The following is a 15,534-nucleotide window of genomic DNA, read 5'->3' on the forward strand; positions in this document are numbered from 1 at the left end:
CCCTCAGCCGCCCCCGCCGCCATCTCCCCGAGGGCGGCAAGGACACGATCGGCCCCCAGGACATCGGCCGGCTGGACCCGGCTGCACCACTGCAACGGGACATGACCGTTGATCAGCGTCATGCCCTGACAGGGGGAGGCTCCGAAACGGCCGACCTCGGCAGTCGGTGGGCCGATGTGAGCGCCGAAGCCGGCCGCGCGGTGCCGCTGTTGCCCGGCGCCGGGAGCGTCGCGGGCACCCTCCCCTACGCGTTCGCCGTGCCCACGGTTCCCCCGGCGTGGGACCGGAGGGAACGCTGCGGCCCGGTGCCCACGTCGTCGGGGCCCGGGAGCTGTTCCGCCGGCTCGCCGCCTTCGGCGAACCGGGCCTCGTAGGCCTCCCGGCCGAGGAGGTCCGCGGTCCGGGCCGAGACGCGGTCGACGTCGTGCCGCTCCCCTGCGGGCAGGGGCAACCCGACCGCGTCCCTGGCCGCCGCCGCGGCCCCCAGGTGCCGGGCCGCCGCACCGGGCCGGCCCCTCAGCAGTTCCGCTCCGGCCAGGCCTTCCAGCGCCAGCGCGACCGACCGCGGGTCGCCGGTGGCGCGGGCCACTGTCAGGCCCTCCCGCTGCAGGCGCAGGGCCTCGTCCGCGTCGCCCCGCAGTTCGGCGATGAACCCCAGCTCGACCAGGATCAGCGGGGGCGTTCCCGGTTCGTACCCCACCCGCCGGTGCAGTTCGAGGACCTGGCGCAGGTGGGCCTCGGCCGTGTCGAGTTCACCGGCTCTGCGGGCCCCCAGCCCGAGCCCGGTCTCGGCGTACTGTTCCCCGAACGTGTCCGACTGCTCGGCCGCGAGGCGCCGCGCCCGCTCGTGCAGTTCCCGGGCCCCCGGCAGGTCCCCGGTGAGCAGCGCGAGCCGTCCGAGCCCCGAGAGCTGGAAGGCGACCTCCCGCCACAGGCCGAGGGCCTCCGCCATGCGCAGCCCTTCCCGGTACAGCCGCCCGGCGTACGCGTAGTCGCCGACGGCCTCCGCCAGGGTCTGGAGCGGAACCATGGCCTGGAGCTGCCCCCACTGGTCGCCCAGGTCCCGGAAGAGGGCGAGACTCCGCTCACCGTCGCGCCGCACGGCGCCGAAGTCCCCGCGCAGTTTCGCGTGGTAGGTGCGGCTGCCCAGGGCCGCGGCCGTGCCCCAGCTGTCGCCGAGCGACCGGAAGCCGTCCAGGGCGCGGGCGACCAGCCCCTCGCTCGGCGCCGTGTCCCCGATGCCGTAGAGGGTGGAGGCCAGGAACCACTCGGACCTGGCCCGTCCGGCGGGGTCGTCCACCGCCGCGTAGGGCCGGAGCGCGGCCTCGTACGCCGCCCGGGGATCGGTGCTGCCGTGGATCGTCAGCCGAAAGCCCCCCAGCCAGGCGGTGGCCCGGGCCACCGAGAGGGCGCGGGCCCCGGTCTCCTCGGGGACCGGGGGTCCGGCGTCTTCGGCCGTGGACAGGGCGAGGGCCAGGGACCGCTCGGCCTCGTGGTTGCGGCCGCGCAGGCGCCAGTACCAGGCCAGGGCGTTCACCAGCCGCAGCGCCCGGTCCGCGTCCCCCTCCTGTACGGCACTGTCGAGCGCCGCCCGCATGTTGGCGGTCTCGGCGTCCAGGCGGCGCAGCCACTGCCGCTGGCCGTGGCCCCGCAGATGCGGGTCGGCGCGCTCGGCGAGCTCCGTGCAGTACGTCCGGTGCCGCCGCCGCATCCCGTCGGACTCGCCGCTCTCCCCCAGGCGTTCGGTGCAGTAGGCCGCCACCGATTCGAGCAGCCGGTAGCGGGGGCCGTCGGTCCCCTCGGACATGACGACCAGCGAGCAGTCCACCAGCCGGGCCAGCAGGTCCATCACCGGAGCGCGGTCGGGTCCTTCGGTCCCGCAGACCGTCTCGGCCGCGTCCAGGGTCGCTCCGTCGCTGTGCACGGCCAGGCGCCGCAGCACCGTGCGTTCCTGCTCGTCGAGGAGGCCCCAGCTCCAGTCGATCACCGCCCGCAGGGTCCGCTGCCGTTCCGGAGCGCCGCGCGAGCCCGCCGCGAGCAGCGGGAACCGGTCGTCCAGGCGGGCCTCCAGCTCGGCCACGCCCAGGGACCGGACCCGGGTCGCGGCCATCTCCAGGGCCAGCGGGATACCGTCCAGGCGGCGGCAGATCGAGACGACCGCCTCCACATTGCTCCGGTCGAGGACGAAACGGGGAGCCGCCGCCGTGGCACGCGCCTCGAACAACCGCACCGCGCTGAACCGGCGTACGGCCGACGGGTCGAGGTCGGTCGCGGGGCCGGGGCGCCGCAACGGCGGTACCTCCTGGAGGTGTTCGCCGGTGATCCCCAACGGCTTCTGACTGGTCGCCAGGATCCTCAACCGCGGCGCGGCCTTGAGGAGTCGCTCGGCCAGCTCGGCGACGTCCTCGATCACATGCTCACAGTTGTCGAGGACCAGCAGCGCGGGTTCGTCGCCCAGCGCGTGCGCCAGCCGGTCCACCGGTGAGAGCGGCGCACCCCCGCCCGGGTTCGGGCCGAAGTCGTCGCGCAACCCGAGCACCGCACCGACCACCTCGTGGACCCCGGCGGGCGGGGCGGCCGCCCCCGCCCGCCCCGCTCGCCCCGGCGGCTCCCGGGGCGGGTCGAGCACGGCGAACTCGGCGAGACGCACCCCGCCCGGGAACCGGTCGACGACCTGTGAGGCCATCGCCAGGGCCAGCCGCGTCTTGCCGACACCGCCCGCCCCCGTGAGCGTCACCAGCCGGTTGGCGGCCAGCAGGGTGCGGAGTTCGTCCATCGCCCCGGACCGGCCGATGAGCTCGGTGAGGGCGGCGGGGATGTTCGTCGCCGGACGCACGGCACTGGTCGTCGGCGAGGGGGCAGCGGTCAGCCGGGGGTCCTGGTCGAGGATCGACCGGTGCAGCGCCGCCAGTCCGGGGCTGGGGTCCACCCCGAGGTTCTCCGCCAGCTGCTCGCGCAGCTCCGCGTAGCTGCTCAACGCCGCCCCCTGCCGGCCCGCGAGGTAGAGAGCCCGCACGTGCGCGGTGCGCAGCCGCTCGCGCAGCGGGCGCCGGGCGACCAGGTCGCCCAGCTCGTCGGCGACCAGCGCGTGTTCCCCCAACTCCAGCCGCGCTTCCGCCTGTTCCTCCAGAGCGGTCAGTCGCTGTTCCTCCAGCCGGTCCCGTGCGGCGCGGGCGAACTCCTCGTCGGCGAAGTCGGCGAACGCCGGCCCGCGCCACCCGGCCAGGGCGTCCGCGAGCAGCGCCGCCCGCTCGCGCGGGTCGCCGGTGGACCGGGCTCCGGCCGCCAGCCGGAGGAACCGGCCGGAATCCATCGCGTCCCCGTCCGCGAGCAGGCGATACCCCGGGGCGAGGGAGACCACGAGGTCACGCCCTCCGGGCTCGGCGTCCTCCAGCGCGCGGCGCAGCTGCCAGACCTTGGTCTGGAGCACCCCGGTCGGGTTGCCGGGAAGTTTGGAGCCCCACAGCTCGTGGATCAGCCGGTCGGCCGAGACCGGCCGCCCCTGCTCGACCAGGAGGAGGGCCAGCAACGCGCGGACCTTCAGCTCGGGTACGCGGACCGTCCGCCCGTCCGTCGTCCACACCGCCAGAGGACCGAGCACACCGAAACGCATGTGATCACGCTATCCCGGCGAGGGGGCGATCGACAGGCCCTCACGGTCCTGCCACCGGTCGAGACCGAACCGGGAGAAGTCCGGGAGCGGGCGGGCGCACAGTGGCGGCCGGAAGAAGCCGGCAGACCGAAGGGAACCCAGATGCCCGAGCGCAGGCTGCGCGTGGCCGTCATCATCGGCAGCGTCAGGTCCGGCAGGTTCGGCCCCGCTCCGGCCGACTGGATCGCCGCCGAGGCCGCCAAGCGCGACGACCTCGACGTGGATGTGATCGACCTGGCCAAGGCCTGGCTGCCCGACGTCCTTCCCGAGGCGGCCGAGTCCCCCGCCCCGCAGGCGGTGCGGGACCTCGCGCCGTGGCTGGCGGCGTCCGACGCGTTCGTGATCGTGACACCGGAGTACAACCACAGCTTCCCCGCCTCGCTGAAGAACGCCATCGACTGGTACGTCGACGAGTGGAAGGCCAAGCCGGTGGGCTTCGTCTCCTACGGCGGCATCGCGGGCGGTCTGCGGGCGGTGGCGCAGCTGCGCCAGATCTTCCCCGGACTGCACGCCGTCACGGTGCGCGATTCCGTCGCCTTCCCCGACTGCCGGGAGCAGTTCGACGACGGGGGCCTGCCGATGGACCCCGAGGGCGCTCTCGCCGCGGCCGCGTCGATGCTCGACCAGCTGACCTGGTGGGGACGCCTGCTCCGGGACGCCCGCGCCGAGGGCGCCTACCCCGGCTGAGCCGCCCGCAGAACCCGCACATCACGGAAACCACGGAAGGAACACCGCATGTCATCGAAGGCCGCCGCGCCCTCCGCGCCCAAGGCGGGCGCCCGGGAATGGACCGGGCTGGCCGTGCTGGCCCTGCCCACGCTGCTGATCTCGCTGGACCAGAGCGTCCTCTTCCTGGCCCTGCCGCACCTCGCCGAGGCCCTGGAGCCGACCGGGACCCAGACGCTGTGGATGATGGACATCTACGGCTTCATGATCGCCGGCTTCCTGATCACCATGGGCACGCTCGGCGACCGCGTGGGCCGCCGGAAGCTCCTGATGATCGGTGCCGCCTGCGTCGGTCTCACCTCCCTCCTCGCCGCCTACTCCACCAGCGCCGAGACGCTGATCGCCACCCGCGCGCTGCTCGGCATCTCCGCGGCGACGCTGATGCCGTCCACCCTCGCCCTGATCAGCAACATGTTCCACGACCCGCAGGAGCGCGGCCGGGCCATCGCGGTGTGGGCCAGCTGCTTCATGGCCGGCACCGCGCTGGGCCCCGTGGTCGGCGGTGCGCTCCTGGAGTACTTCTGGTGGGGCTCGGTCTTCCTGCTGGGCGTGCCGATCATGGTGATCCTGCTGATCCTGGCGCCGATCCTGCTGCCCGAGTACCGGGACCCCGGGGCGGGGAAGGTGGACCTGCCGAGCGTGGCCCTCTCGCTCGGCACGATCCTGCCGGTCATCTACGGGCTCAAGGAGCTCGCCAAGTACGGCTGGGACCCGCTGGCGGCCGGGGCGGTCCTGGCCGGTCTCGTGGTGGGCACCCTGTTCGTCTCGCGGCAGCGGAAGCTGGAAAGTCCGCTGCTCGACCTGCGCCTGTTCAGCAGCGCCTCGTTCAGCTTCGCACTGGTGGTCCTGCTGGTCTCGATGGTCGCCATGGGTGGGTTCTACCTGTTCATCACCGGCTACTTCCAGATGGTCGAGGGACTGTCCCCGATGGAGGCGGGGCTGTGGATGGTGCCCTCCGCCGTCGCCTCCATCATCTCCGCGCAGATCGCCCCGACCCTGCTGAAGCGGCTGCCGCTCGGGCTCGTCATCGGCATGGGCCTCGGCATCGGCGCGGTCGGCTACGTACTGATCGCCTTCGTCGACCCGATCGGCGGACTGCCGCTGCTGGTGGCCGGTTTCATCGTCGTGTTCTTCGGCAGCGGCCCCGCCGGGGCGCTCGGCACCAACCTGGTGGTCGGTTCCGCCCCGCCGGAGAGGGGCGGATCCGCCGCGGCGCTCTCCTCGATCAGCGGTGACCTGGGCGTCGCCCTGGGCATCGCGGCCCTGGGCTCCTTGGGTAGCGCCGTCTACCGCAGCCAGGTCCAGGTGCCCGAGGGACTGCCCGAGGGAGCCGCCCGGGCCACGGGGGACAGTCTGGAGAGCACCATCGTCGCGGCCGGCCGGCTCTCCCCGGAACTGGGCGAGCAGGCGCTGGCCGCCGCCCGTGACGCGTACACCAGTGGGCTGAACATCGTCGCCATCGTCTGTGCTCTGGTCGCCGCCACCACCGCGGTCATCGCGATGACCGCCCTGCGTGGCGTGGGCGTACCCGAGGCCGGCCCCGCGCAGGATGCCCCCGAGCACGTCCGGCCGCCCGTGGCTCCGTAGGGGGCACGGGCGGCCGGCCGTGTGCAGCGTTGTGTTCAGGGGGAGGGGGTGTGACGGCTCGGTGTGCGGCAGCGCGTCAGTGGAAGACGACCGAACGCACCTTCAGCCGCTCCGAGGCCCCGCCGGTGTGCGGGCGGAGGGGGAAGGAAGCACCCTCGCAGCCGACGTCCGTGAAGACCTCCGCCCAGGCGTCCGTGCGGTTCTTCGGGGAGTGCCCGGGCTCGGGGTTCTCCAGGCCGACGCCCGGGAGGTTGACGCACTCGCCGCTGGGCGGGCTGTTCAGGAAGCCGGTCGCGTCATACCCCTCGACGGTCACGTAGTCGTAGCGGAACTGCCCCTCGGCGGCCGAGGCGGAGGAGGGGACGGCGGCGAGCAGCAGAGCGGCGCCGAGAACGGCGGCTGAGGTGGAGCGGAAGCGCATGGGTGAAATCCTTCTGGTGACGGTGGTGTTGGCGTGGCCCTCTTCCCGGCGGGCAGGGCCGGTCGCGGGTGGGGCCACGCGGGGAGACGTGTTTCCGCAGGCGCGCCGGCGCACGGGTCACCGGGCGACAGCGCGGTGACACTGCGTGCATATGGTGACACACAAAGCGACCGATCATGATCCAGAGCCGGGTGGAGGGTTCGGCGAGCAGCGGCACGACAGGTGCGGCGACGCCCGCCGGAGAACCGCGCCTGGCCCGCCCGGCGTCCTCCCCGGGAACATCACGTATCCGTGCGGAACGGAAACGCGGAGGAAGGCCGTCCCATGCACCCACCGCACGACCAGCCTGCGCCGCCGAAGAGCGGGAGCCCTCAACCCGGCCTCGCCGCAGCGACGTTCGCCGTCCCGCGGCGCCGCCGGGGCGCCCTGGCGGGTACGACGGCGCGCGTCGTCGGCCTGTCCGGGCTGACCGGGTTGCTGGTGGACACGGGCCGGCGCGGCCCGCGTCCTGGCCCTCGCGCCGGCGTCGGCCGCTCCCGCCGCCGGGGTGTTCCGGCTGGTGGCACAGGTCGCCCTGCCGCTGCGGCCCCTCGTCCGTAACCTCGTCGAACAGGCCACCGGCAACTTCTTCGCCGCGTACTACGCCGGCATCCTCGCCCCCGTCATCGTCGGGCTCCTGGTCGCGGCGGCCGTCACTCTCCCCGTCACGTGCACGGCCTTCGCGGTCCTCCACGACCGGCTGCGGGCGCCCCGCGCCTCGCCACGGAGCCCCGGGGACACGGCCGCCCGCCCGACCGCGTCCGACCCACGGCCATCACGCCCTACGGCACGTTGAACCGGACGAGCGCCCTGGCGACCGGTGTGGCGCTGCGCCGCGCGTACGTCAGCCGCTCGCGCACCTCACGCGGGGTCCGTGGACGGAATCCGGGCCCGCCGCAGCAGCTCTTGTGGAACCCAACGCCCGCGTTCAACAGCACGGCGAGGGCCCGCCAGGCCGCGACGTCCCGTCTCCTCGGCGCCGCGAACGCCGATCCCGCGTGGATCATCGGCGCCGCACAACGCGGACAGTTCCGCTGCCTTGCCCGGTCGTGGGGCTGCTTGAAGGAGACCCGGCAGGGGAGGCAGACGTACGAGGTTTTCCCATGGCTCACCGGCTCAGCCTAGGGAGCACACCGGGAGACGGACATCGACTTTCCCGGACCCGGCGCCGGACCCGCGCCCCGTCCAGGGCCGGGCGGCCCGGGTGGAGGCGATACTGGTCGCAGCGGTCGCCCCGCCGCCGAACCGGCTCCTGGCCGTGGCGGCCGGTGGGTCCGCCTTGCCGATGCCTCTGAGGGGAGCCGTTCATGACCACGGCGAAAGACCTGTTCATCATCGCCATGGATCCGGTACCGGAGCACACCGTGGGGCAGGGCGACCTGTCGCTCGCCCTCGCGGGGGCCGAACTGCTCGATCTCATCGGTGCGGGAACCGTCACCGTGGACGGCGACCTCATCGTGCCGGGCGGGTCGTCGACGCCGGACGACCGGCTTCTCGGCGAGGCCGCCGCGCTGATCACCCGGCAACCGCCCCACGAGCGGATCGAGGACTGGCTGTGGCGCCGCGGCCGGGACCTCTCGGCCACGTACCAGGACGCTCTGGAGAAGGACGGCGAGCTCACACAGAAGAGGAGCGGGCGACTGCCCTTCGGCCCCCGGCGCGTGGAACTGGTCGACACCCCCGGCCGCCGGCGGGCCATCGGCCGCCTGGAGGAGGGGGAACCCGTCCTGGCCGCCCTCGCATCGGCCGTGGGCATCGACGGCGGACGGTCCGGCGAGGACGAGCCCGGCCTCGACGACGAGACGGTGACGACCGTGGTCGCCACCGTCAACGAAGCGGTGATGGAGCTGGAGGCCGTACGCCAGCGGCGGACCATCGAGAACACGGCCTTCGCCAACGTCTGGCGCGGGCCGTGAGCCGGGCCACCGGCCGAGGCACCCGGCGGGGTTGACCCTGACACGGTGACAAGCTCTTGACTGCTTGCCGAGGAGGTGGTCTCGATGACGGTCACGGGACACGGCACGGACACGGTACGAGCGCTGCGGGGGCTGGAGGACGACCGTGCGTCGGTGCGGCTGCGCGCCGCTCTGGCGGTCGGCTCGACGCCGGACCCGCGCTTCGTCGGCACGCTCGTCGAGCGGTGCGCGGTCGAGCCCGAGTTCTTCGTACGCGACATGCTGACCTGGGCGCTCACCCGTCACCCGGTGTCCGTCACCCTCCCCCCGCTGCTCCGCGAACTCCGCTCCGAGCGGACCCGGGCGCGGAGCCAGGCGCTGCACACGCTGTCCAAGATCGGGGACCGGCGGGCGTGGCCGGCGATCACCCGGGCGCTCCTGACCGACGCCGACGACGAGGTGGCGCGGAGTGCCTGGCGGGCGGCGGTGGTGCTCGTACCGGACGGGGAGGAGGCCGCGTTGGCGGTACTGCTGGCGACGCAGCTCGGGCGCGGCGGGCGGGAGACCCGGCTGAGTCTCAGCCAGGCACTGGTCGCCCTGGGGGACGCGATGGCGCCGGCTCTGGCCGCCGCGACAAGGAACCCCGACCCGCTCGTCCACGCGCACGCGCTCGCCACCCAACGGCTGCTGCGCGACCCGGACGCCGGATTCACGCTCGCCGTGGAGGAGGCGAAGCGCGTCGTGGCCCTCGGCGACCAGGGCCCCTCCGGTGACGCCCATGACGCCGATGACGCAGGTGACTCCCCCGGCTCCGATGGCTCCGGTCACTCCGGTCACTCCGATGAGGAAGGTCCCTAGGGCGTGTTGATCGGTGAAGTCGCGCGGCGGTCCGGAGTCAGTGCCCGCATGCTCCGGCACTACGAGTCGCTCGGTCTGGTGCGGCCCTCGGGCCGCACCGGCTCCGGATACCGGGAGTACTCCGGGGAGGACATCCAGCGGATCTTCCATGTCGAGAGCCTGCGGGCGGTGGGGCTGTCGCTCCGCGAGATCGGGCGCGCCCTCGACGATCCCGGCTTCACACCCTCGGCACTCGTCGACGACCTGATCCGCCGGACACGCGAACGCATCGCGGTGGAGACCGAGTTGCTCACCCGGTTGCACCGGGTCCACGCCACGGATCCGGCCGGCTGGGAGGACGTCCTCCAGGTCGTCACGCTCCTGGGGGCGTTGGGGTCCAAGAGCGCCGACGCCCGCCAGCGCGCCGCCCTCGCCGCGGTCGACGAGGTTCCGGTGGAGGCCCTGGTCGAGGCGGCCCTCGGCGAGCGCGACCCGCACGTGGCCGGAGCCCTTCGATGGGCCCTCGCGCGATCGGGCGGCGGCGGCCCGGCGCTGTTGGCGGAGGGGCTCGGCTCACCGGAGGCCGCGGTGCGGGAGCGCGCCGTACGGTCCCTCGCCGAGATGCCCGGCGGTGAGGCCACCGCACTGCTGCGGGACGCCCTGGCGAGCCCCGATGCCGTGGTCCGCGGCTACGCCGCCCTGGCCCTCGGGACGCGCGGCGAGGCCGATGCGGTCCCGGCCCTCGTCGACCTGGTCGTGGCGGGGACGAACGACACCGATGCGGCCGACGCGCTGAGCCTGCTGGCCGGCGACGACATGGCGGCGGACCGGATCGCGGCCGTGCTCGTCGACCGCCTCTCCCGCGACACCACCGGCGCGTCGGCGCGCGGGCGGCTGACCCAGGCACTGGCGGGTGTCCCGGGGGCGGCTTCCTCACGTGCCCTCCGGGAGCTGCTGGACGACGAGGACCGTGCCGTCGCGCTGACCGCGGCGTACCTCCTTCAGCTGCGCGACGTGGGGTGACGGACCTCGACCGGGACGTCGCCCACGGGAACCGGTGCGGCGTGTGGCGTGGTGTCGTCGTGGGGCGGGGAGCCGGTCGGCGGCCGGTCCAGGAGCAGCGGGACCGCCAGGACGGGCAGCAGCCAGACGAACACGATGAGGCGGTGGCCGAGCAGTTGGTCGAGGTTCGGGTGGCCCGCCTGGTTGAGGAGCCCTGCCGCCCCTGCCGCCAGGGCGACGGGCAGCACCACGGAGCGCCGTCTCAGCAGCGCCCAGGCCGAGAGCGCGAGCAGGACGGGGAGGACCGGGTAGCCGGCCTGGCGCCGGAGCCACGCCGACCAGAAGACCCGCTCCTGGACGAAGAACTCGGGCCAGGGGTCGGGCCGGTCGGGGCGCTGGTAGTGGTGGGTCAGCAGGTCCTGCGCGCTGTCCTCGCCCATGGGCCAGGACAGGAGATGCGCCCCGGCGTAGACGATCGCCGCCAGCGCACCGCACAGTCCGGCAGCCCGGAGCACGGGGGCGAGCGCCCGCCGCTTCAGCCGGAGCCACCCGGCCCAGGCCAGGAAGACGCCCGCGAGAGCGGCCGCCAGCAGCAGGGCCTGCGAGTAGCGGACCAGGAACATCAGGGCGAGGCCGCCCCCGACGAGCACCGCGCCCGTACGGGGCCGGTCCCTCAGCAGCAGGACGCAGCCGAGGACGACCGCCGTGCCGAGCGCCAGGGAGAGCCCGTCGCTCAGGGGGTTCATGGCGACGGTGCCGGTGGGCAGGGCGAGGTACAGAGCCTGCCCGGCCAGCCCGGCACGCCGGGAAGCCCCCGCGGCCCGGAGGGTGAGCAGGACGCAGACGCTTCCGGCCAGCGCGACGACGAGCCCGGCGAGCCAGAGGCCCCAGGTGGCTCCGAAGGCGGCCACGAAGGGGACCAGGAACAGCGGATAGCCCGGCCTGGCCTCGAAGATGGCCATGAAGCGCTGGTTGGCGAACGGTGCGGTCATCCCCGACGTGTTGCCGTGGTCCGACCAGTACGCGACCGAGTCGTTCAGCCGGCGCACGCACCTCTCCTCCGACTCTCCCGCGGTCTTCCTGCTGGTCCAGGGGATGAACTCCAGAGCGTGCTGCCCGCTGGCACAGGAGTAGCCGATGGCCAGCCGGCCCGCCTCCTGGCGGTCGGCGCCGCTGAGGCTCAGGGCGTAGGAGAGGTAGTTCTTCGTGTCGGGCGAGGCGCGTCCGGTGACCGCTGTCAGCTGGAACCCGGCGAAGGCCACGGCGATGAGCAGCATCCCGACGAGGCCGGGGCGCCGGCTTCCGCGGGTGCTCGGCAACGGGCCGCGCGCGGCCGGCGACCACCGGCGGATGTTCGGCATCGGTCTGCGGATGTTCGGCATCGGACGGACGCTCCCCTGCATACGGCGGTTGCTCCATCAACGAGACAACCGGCGTGTGGTGGCGTTCGCGGGGCGAATCCGGGATGCGACGGACGCGGGCCGGCGCCTCGGTGCGCTACCGGCCCCGCGGCTTTCCGCGCTTGCCGCCCTGGCCGCCGGTCCGGCCGCCCGACTGGGGCTTCCTGCCCGCCGCGGACCTGTTCCGGGCGCCGCCCGAACCGCCGCCCGCGCCACCTGCCCCGGCCCGCTTGGCCTTGTCCTTCGCTTTGTCCTTCGCTTTGTCCTTCGCCGGACGCGGCGGGGTGGCCGCGCGGCCACGGGTGCTGTTGACGGTGCGCCCCCGGACGATCCCGATGAACTCCTCCACCAGGTCGGGGGTGACCTCCGCATCGGGCCAGGACAGGGCGACGCGTGACTCGGGGGCTTCCGGGACCGGACGGTAGGTGAGGTCCTTGCGGTGGTGGAGGCGGGCCAGGGACTGCGGGACGAGGAGGACGCCCACGCCCGCCGCCACCAGTTCGATCGCGTCCGCCGTGGTCGCCGGGCGCTCGACGGCGGGGAGGCCGGGCAGGGTCTCCCAGGCGAGGAGGTCGTCCAGCGGGTGCAGCACGATCTCGTCGGACAGCTCGGCGAGCGACACCTCCTCCGCGGCGGTCGCGACGTGGTCCTTGGGGATCACGACGACGGTCGTCTCGGTGTAGAGGGGGATCGCGCTCAGGACGTCCCGGTCGACCGGGAGCCGTACGAGACCGGCGTCGGCCCCGCCGTCCGCCAGCAGTTCCGGTGCCTCGGCCGCGGTGGCCTGGACGAGTTCCAGAGAGGTGTGGGGCAGCCGCTCGTGCCAGACCCTCACCCACTTGGTGGGCGTCACGCCGGGAACGTACGCGAGCCTGAAGGATGAGGGGATGTCCGAGCCTGTCACGGAACCAGGCTACCGGCAGGTGGTCGGAGGTATGTCCCATGGTCGATACCCTGGACCCATGACGTCGCACAAGACCGCCCAGACCATGAAGCCCGCCACGGCGGCGAAGAAGCTGGGTGTGTACCTCCAGGCCACCCCCGCCGAGTTCCAGGAGGGTGCCGTCTCCCGCACCGAGCTCAACGCCCTCCAGACCGACCCGCCCGCCTGGCTGGTGGAGCTGCGCCGCACCGGCCCGCACCCCCGCCCGGTCGTCGCCGCGAAGCTCGGCATCTCCATCGCGGGGCTCGCCCGCGGCGGGGTCACCGAGGCGCTCACCACGGAGCAGGTCGACGCGCTGAGGGACGAGATGCCCGAGTGGCTCCAGAAGGAGCGCGCCACGCAGGCCGAGGTGCGCAAGGAGACCGCCCGGATCAAGGAGCGCAACGCCGAGCGGGCCGCGCAGTCCGGCCACCAGTAGTCGGGCCACCGGCGGCCGAACGCGCCCGGTGTCAGGGCCGACGGCCCCGTCCCCGGGGGAACTGGCCCAGGTTCACCGCACGGTGGATCGTCTCGGCCAGTTCCCGCGCGTCCTCGGTGAACGTGTCCACCCGGATCTTCCGCGCGTCGCGCAGTTCGATGGCGAAGCCGAAGCCCGTCCCCCGGGCCTCGGCCAGCGGGCGTCCGTCCTCGGCCGAGGCGGAGCCGATCCGCTCGATGTCCGCCCAGGGGATCAGCGTGGCGTTTCCCGCGACCCGGTGGGTCAGCCCCCGCTCGTGGACGTCGAAGCACTGCTCCCGGGTGCGGCGGGCCTGGATCAGGCGCCATACCCCCAGGCCCAGCCCGACCAGCCCCACCCCGAGCAGCAGGCCCGCCAGTTCGGGTGCACCGTCGGTGGTGCCGATGGAGGCGATGGTCACGGGCACTCCCAGGGCGGTGCCGACGGCGCCGACGGCCAGCAGGATCCCGGCCAGGCGCAGGCGTCTGCCGCCGTCCGTGCGGTGCTCCCGGACGAATCCGCCCAGTTCTCGTGCGGCATCGGTGCGTCGCATCGCGTCTCCCCCGTTGTGGACACGTCAGATTCTGCCCGAGTCCGGGAGCGGGTGTCAGGGAAACCCGGCGGCCGCACGCCACGGGCCCGCGGCCGGGTCCGCCCCGCCGACGCGTACGTCGGTGGAACGGCCCTGCCACGGGCCCGTCGGGCTACCGGACCGGTCAGAGAACGCCGGACTTGTCGATGGTGACCTTGGCGCGGGTCTTGCCGCTGGAGGAGCCGAGCGCCTCGATCTTGCGCACCAGGGCCATGCTGTCGTCGTCGGCGACCTCGCCGAAGACCACGTGCTTGCCGTCCAGCCACGGGGTGAGGACCGTGGTGATGAAGAACTGCGAACCGTTGGTGTTCTTGCCGGCGTTGGCCATCGAGAGCAGGCCCACACGGTCGTGCTTGAGCGTGAAGTTCTCGTCGGCGAACTTCTCGCCGTAGATGCTCTTGCCGCCGGTGCCGTCACCGCGGGTGAAGTCGCCGCCCTGGAGCATGAAGTCCGTGATGACGCGGTGGAAGGACGAGCCGGCGTAGCCGAAGCCCTTCTCGCCGGTGGCGAGCGCGCGGAAGTTCTCCGCCGTCTTGGGGACGACGTCGTCGAACAGGTTGAACGTGATACGCCCTGCGGGCGCGTCGTCGATGGTGATGTCGAAGTAGACCTTGGTTGTCATGGTGACATCCTCACATTCCTGGCAACCGCAGGTGAAACCCGGGTTGGGTCGGCACGTCGGACGCCCTGTTCCGCTCACCTCCCGGTGGTCTCCCCGTGGGCCGCGTAGACGGCGTTCACCGGGGCCGTCTTGCGCGGGTCGTCGGCGAGCCGGGAGCCCATCCGGTTCATGACGTACCCGAGGGCGATTCCGGCATCCGGGTCGGCCAGACCGCAGGAGCCGCCCGCGCCGTCGTGGCCGAGCGCCCGCGGGTCGGGGCCGTAGGAGCGGTTCGCACCGCTCAGCCAGAGGCCGAGGGCGATCTCCGTCTCGTGTACGAAGCCGTCGCCGAGGACGAGGTCACGGCAGGGGCCCTGCCCTTCCCCCACGCGGGCCGCGGCCTTGTCCGAGAGGATCCGGCGGCCGTCGAGGCTGCCGCGTCCGGCCAGGATCCCGTAGAGCGCGGCGACCGCGCGGGCGGTGCCGTGACCGTTGGCCGCCGGGATCTCCGCCGCCCGCCAGGCGGGCGTGTTCGCGGCGGCCCGGCCGGTGGGCGGGTTGAGCAGGGAGGCGACGGCCACCGGTGTCATCCGTTCCAGGAGCGCGGCCTGGGCGGCCCGGTCGGGACGTTCCTGGACGAGTTCGGCGAGCCGGTGGACCTGGTCCTCCGGGAGGCCGAAGGTGAAGTCGATGCCCAGCGGTCCGGTGATCTCCTGCCGGAGGAACGCCCCGGGCAGCAGCCCGGTGATCCGGCGGACCACCTCGCCGACGAGGAATCCGTAACTGATCGCGTGGTAGCCGGAGCGGGTTCCCGGCTCCCACCAGGGGGTGGTGGCGGCGAGCCGGGCGCAGGCCGTCTCCCAGTCGTGCAGCTCCTCCAGGGTGAGCGGGGTGTCGGGCCCGGCCACTCCGGAGCGGTGCGAGAGGAGGTGGCGTACGAGGACGGATTCCTTGCCGTTCGCGGCGAACTCGGGCCAGTAGGCGGCGACCGGGGCGTCCAGGTCGAGCAGGCCCCGGTCGGCCAGGACATGGGCGCAGAGCGCGGTCGGGCCCTTGCCGGTGGACCAGACGTTGACCAGGGTGTCCCGTTCCCAGGGGCGGGTGCGGGCCGCGTCGGCCCAGCCGCCCCAGAGGTCCACCACCGGCTTGCCGTCGACCAGGACGGTCACCGCCGCGCCCAGTTCACCGCGCTCGGTGAAGTTCTCCGCGAAGGCGTCCCGGACTCCGGTGAACCGGTCGTCGCAGTGGCCGTGGAGCTGCGGCACGAGGCCTCCCTCGTCGCGGGCGCGGGTCCGGCGGCACAACCGGATGCCCCCGCAACGTACCGACTGGTCGGACCGGAGGGAAGGGGCGGCGCTCCAGAGCCCTGACCCTCCCTGCGCTCCCCCGACCCCGCCCCGGTC

General features: G+C 73.7%; 15 protein-coding genes. 7 read left to right on the forward strand and 8 right to left on the reverse strand.

Annotated elements, in window-relative coordinates:
* Nucleotides 1-244 precede the first annotated feature (244 nt).
* A complete protein-coding gene (locus tag HET64_RS25195) occupies nt 245-3,613 on the reverse strand; it encodes a BTAD domain-containing putative transcriptional regulator (protein WP_215109250.1) in 3,369 nt (1,122 codons plus the stop codon).
* A 141-nt stretch (nt 3,614-3,754) separates the two neighbouring features.
* Here HET64_RS25195 and HET64_RS25200 point away from each other — a divergent pair, with 141 nt between their 5' ends.
* On the forward strand, nt 3,755-4,339 hold the full coding sequence (locus tag HET64_RS25200; RefSeq protein WP_215109252.1) for an NADPH-dependent FMN reductase: 585 nt from the start codon (nt 3,755-3,757) through the stop codon (nt 4,337-4,339).
* Between the two features lie 48 nt (nt 4,340-4,387).
* On the forward strand, nt 4,388-5,965 hold the full coding sequence (locus HET64_RS25205; protein ID WP_215109254.1) for an MFS transporter: 1,578 nt from the start codon (nt 4,388-4,390) through the stop codon (nt 5,963-5,965).
* A gap of 76 nt (nt 5,966-6,041) precedes the next feature.
* Here HET64_RS25205 and HET64_RS25210 read toward each other — a convergent pair whose 3' ends face one another.
* The gene (locus HET64_RS25210) at nt 6,042-6,386 is read right to left on the reverse strand and encodes a hypothetical protein (protein WP_215109256.1); all 345 of its coding nucleotides are present in this window, start codon (nt 6,384-6,386) and stop codon (nt 6,042-6,044) included.
* 559 nt (nt 6,387-6,945) lie between these two features.
* Between HET64_RS25210 and HET64_RS25215 the strand changes: the two genes are divergently transcribed.
* The gene (locus HET64_RS25215) at nt 6,946-7,221 is read left to right on the forward strand and encodes a hypothetical protein (RefSeq protein WP_215109258.1); all 276 of its coding nucleotides are present in this window, start codon (nt 6,946-6,948) and stop codon (nt 7,219-7,221) included.
* Here HET64_RS25215 and HET64_RS25220 read toward each other — a convergent pair.
* Nucleotides 7,208-7,537 (reverse strand): deoxyxylulose-5-phosphate synthase, encoded by a 330-nt coding sequence (locus tag HET64_RS25220; protein WP_215109260.1) that lies wholly within the window; start codon nt 7,535-7,537, stop codon nt 7,208-7,210. The genes HET64_RS25215 and HET64_RS25220 overlap by 14 nt on opposite strands.
* A 195-nt stretch (nt 7,538-7,732) precedes the next feature.
* Between HET64_RS25220 and HET64_RS25225 the strand changes: the two genes are divergently transcribed.
* The 3 genes from HET64_RS25225 (at nt 7,733) to HET64_RS25235 (ending at nt 10,180) form a co-directional block, all read left to right on the forward strand.
* A complete protein-coding gene (locus HET64_RS25225; RefSeq protein WP_215109262.1) occupies nt 7,733-8,341 on the forward strand; it encodes a GPP34 family phosphoprotein in 609 nt (202 codons plus the stop codon).
* Nucleotides 8,342-8,425: 84 nt separating this feature from the next.
* Nucleotides 8,426-9,178, forward strand: a complete 753-nt coding sequence (locus tag HET64_RS25230) for a HEAT repeat domain-containing protein (protein ID WP_215109264.1) — start codon at nt 8,426-8,428, stop codon at nt 9,176-9,178.
* 3 nt (nt 9,179-9,181) lie between these two features.
* Nucleotides 9,182-10,180, forward strand: a complete 999-nt coding sequence (locus HET64_RS25235) for a MerR family transcriptional regulator (protein WP_215109266.1) — start codon at nt 9,182-9,184, stop codon at nt 10,178-10,180.
* On the opposite strand, the gene HET64_RS25240 is transcribed toward HET64_RS25235, so the two are convergent.
* Together HET64_RS25240 and HET64_RS25245 are read right to left on the reverse strand one after the other, a co-directional pair.
* Entirely contained in the window at nt 10,159-11,520 is a 1,362-nt protein-coding gene (locus HET64_RS25240; protein WP_374105574.1) for a glycosyltransferase family 87 protein, read from the reverse strand. The genes HET64_RS25235 and HET64_RS25240 overlap by 22 nt on opposite strands.
* 136 nt (nt 11,521-11,656) lie before the next feature.
* Entirely contained in the window at nt 11,657-12,463 is an 807-nt protein-coding gene (locus HET64_RS25245) for a LysR family substrate-binding domain-containing protein (RefSeq protein ID WP_215109268.1), read from the reverse strand.
* A gap of 58 nt (nt 12,464-12,521) precedes the next feature.
* Between HET64_RS25245 and HET64_RS25250 the strand changes: the two genes are divergently transcribed.
* Entirely contained in the window at nt 12,522-12,920 is a 399-nt protein-coding gene (locus HET64_RS25250; RefSeq protein ID WP_215109270.1) for a DUF5997 family protein, read from the forward strand.
* 31 nt (nt 12,921-12,951) lie between these two features.
* Here HET64_RS25250 and HET64_RS25255 read toward each other — a convergent pair whose 3' ends face one another.
* The 3 genes from HET64_RS25255 to HET64_RS25265 all read right to left on the reverse strand — a co-directional run bounded on the left by HET64_RS25255 (nt 12,952) and on the right by HET64_RS25265 (nt 15,396).
* The gene (locus HET64_RS25255) at nt 12,952-13,491 is read right to left on the reverse strand and encodes a hypothetical protein (RefSeq protein WP_215109272.1); all 540 of its coding nucleotides are present in this window, start codon (nt 13,489-13,491) and stop codon (nt 12,952-12,954) included.
* Between the two features lie 163 nt (nt 13,492-13,654).
* Complete coding sequence (locus HET64_RS25260) at nt 13,655-14,152, reverse strand: peptidylprolyl isomerase (RefSeq protein WP_215109274.1); 498 nt, start codon at nt 14,150-14,152, stop codon at nt 13,655-13,657.
* 74 nt (nt 14,153-14,226) lie between these two features.
* Complete coding sequence (locus tag HET64_RS25265) at nt 14,227-15,396, reverse strand: serine hydrolase domain-containing protein (protein ID WP_215109276.1); 1,170 nt, start codon at nt 15,394-15,396, stop codon at nt 14,227-14,229.
* Nucleotides 15,397-15,534: the final 138 nt, after the last annotated feature.

This window comes from Streptomyces sp. McG3, from assembly GCF_018619185.1.
Lineage (GTDB): Bacteria > Actinomycetota > Actinomycetes > Streptomycetales > Streptomycetaceae > Streptomyces.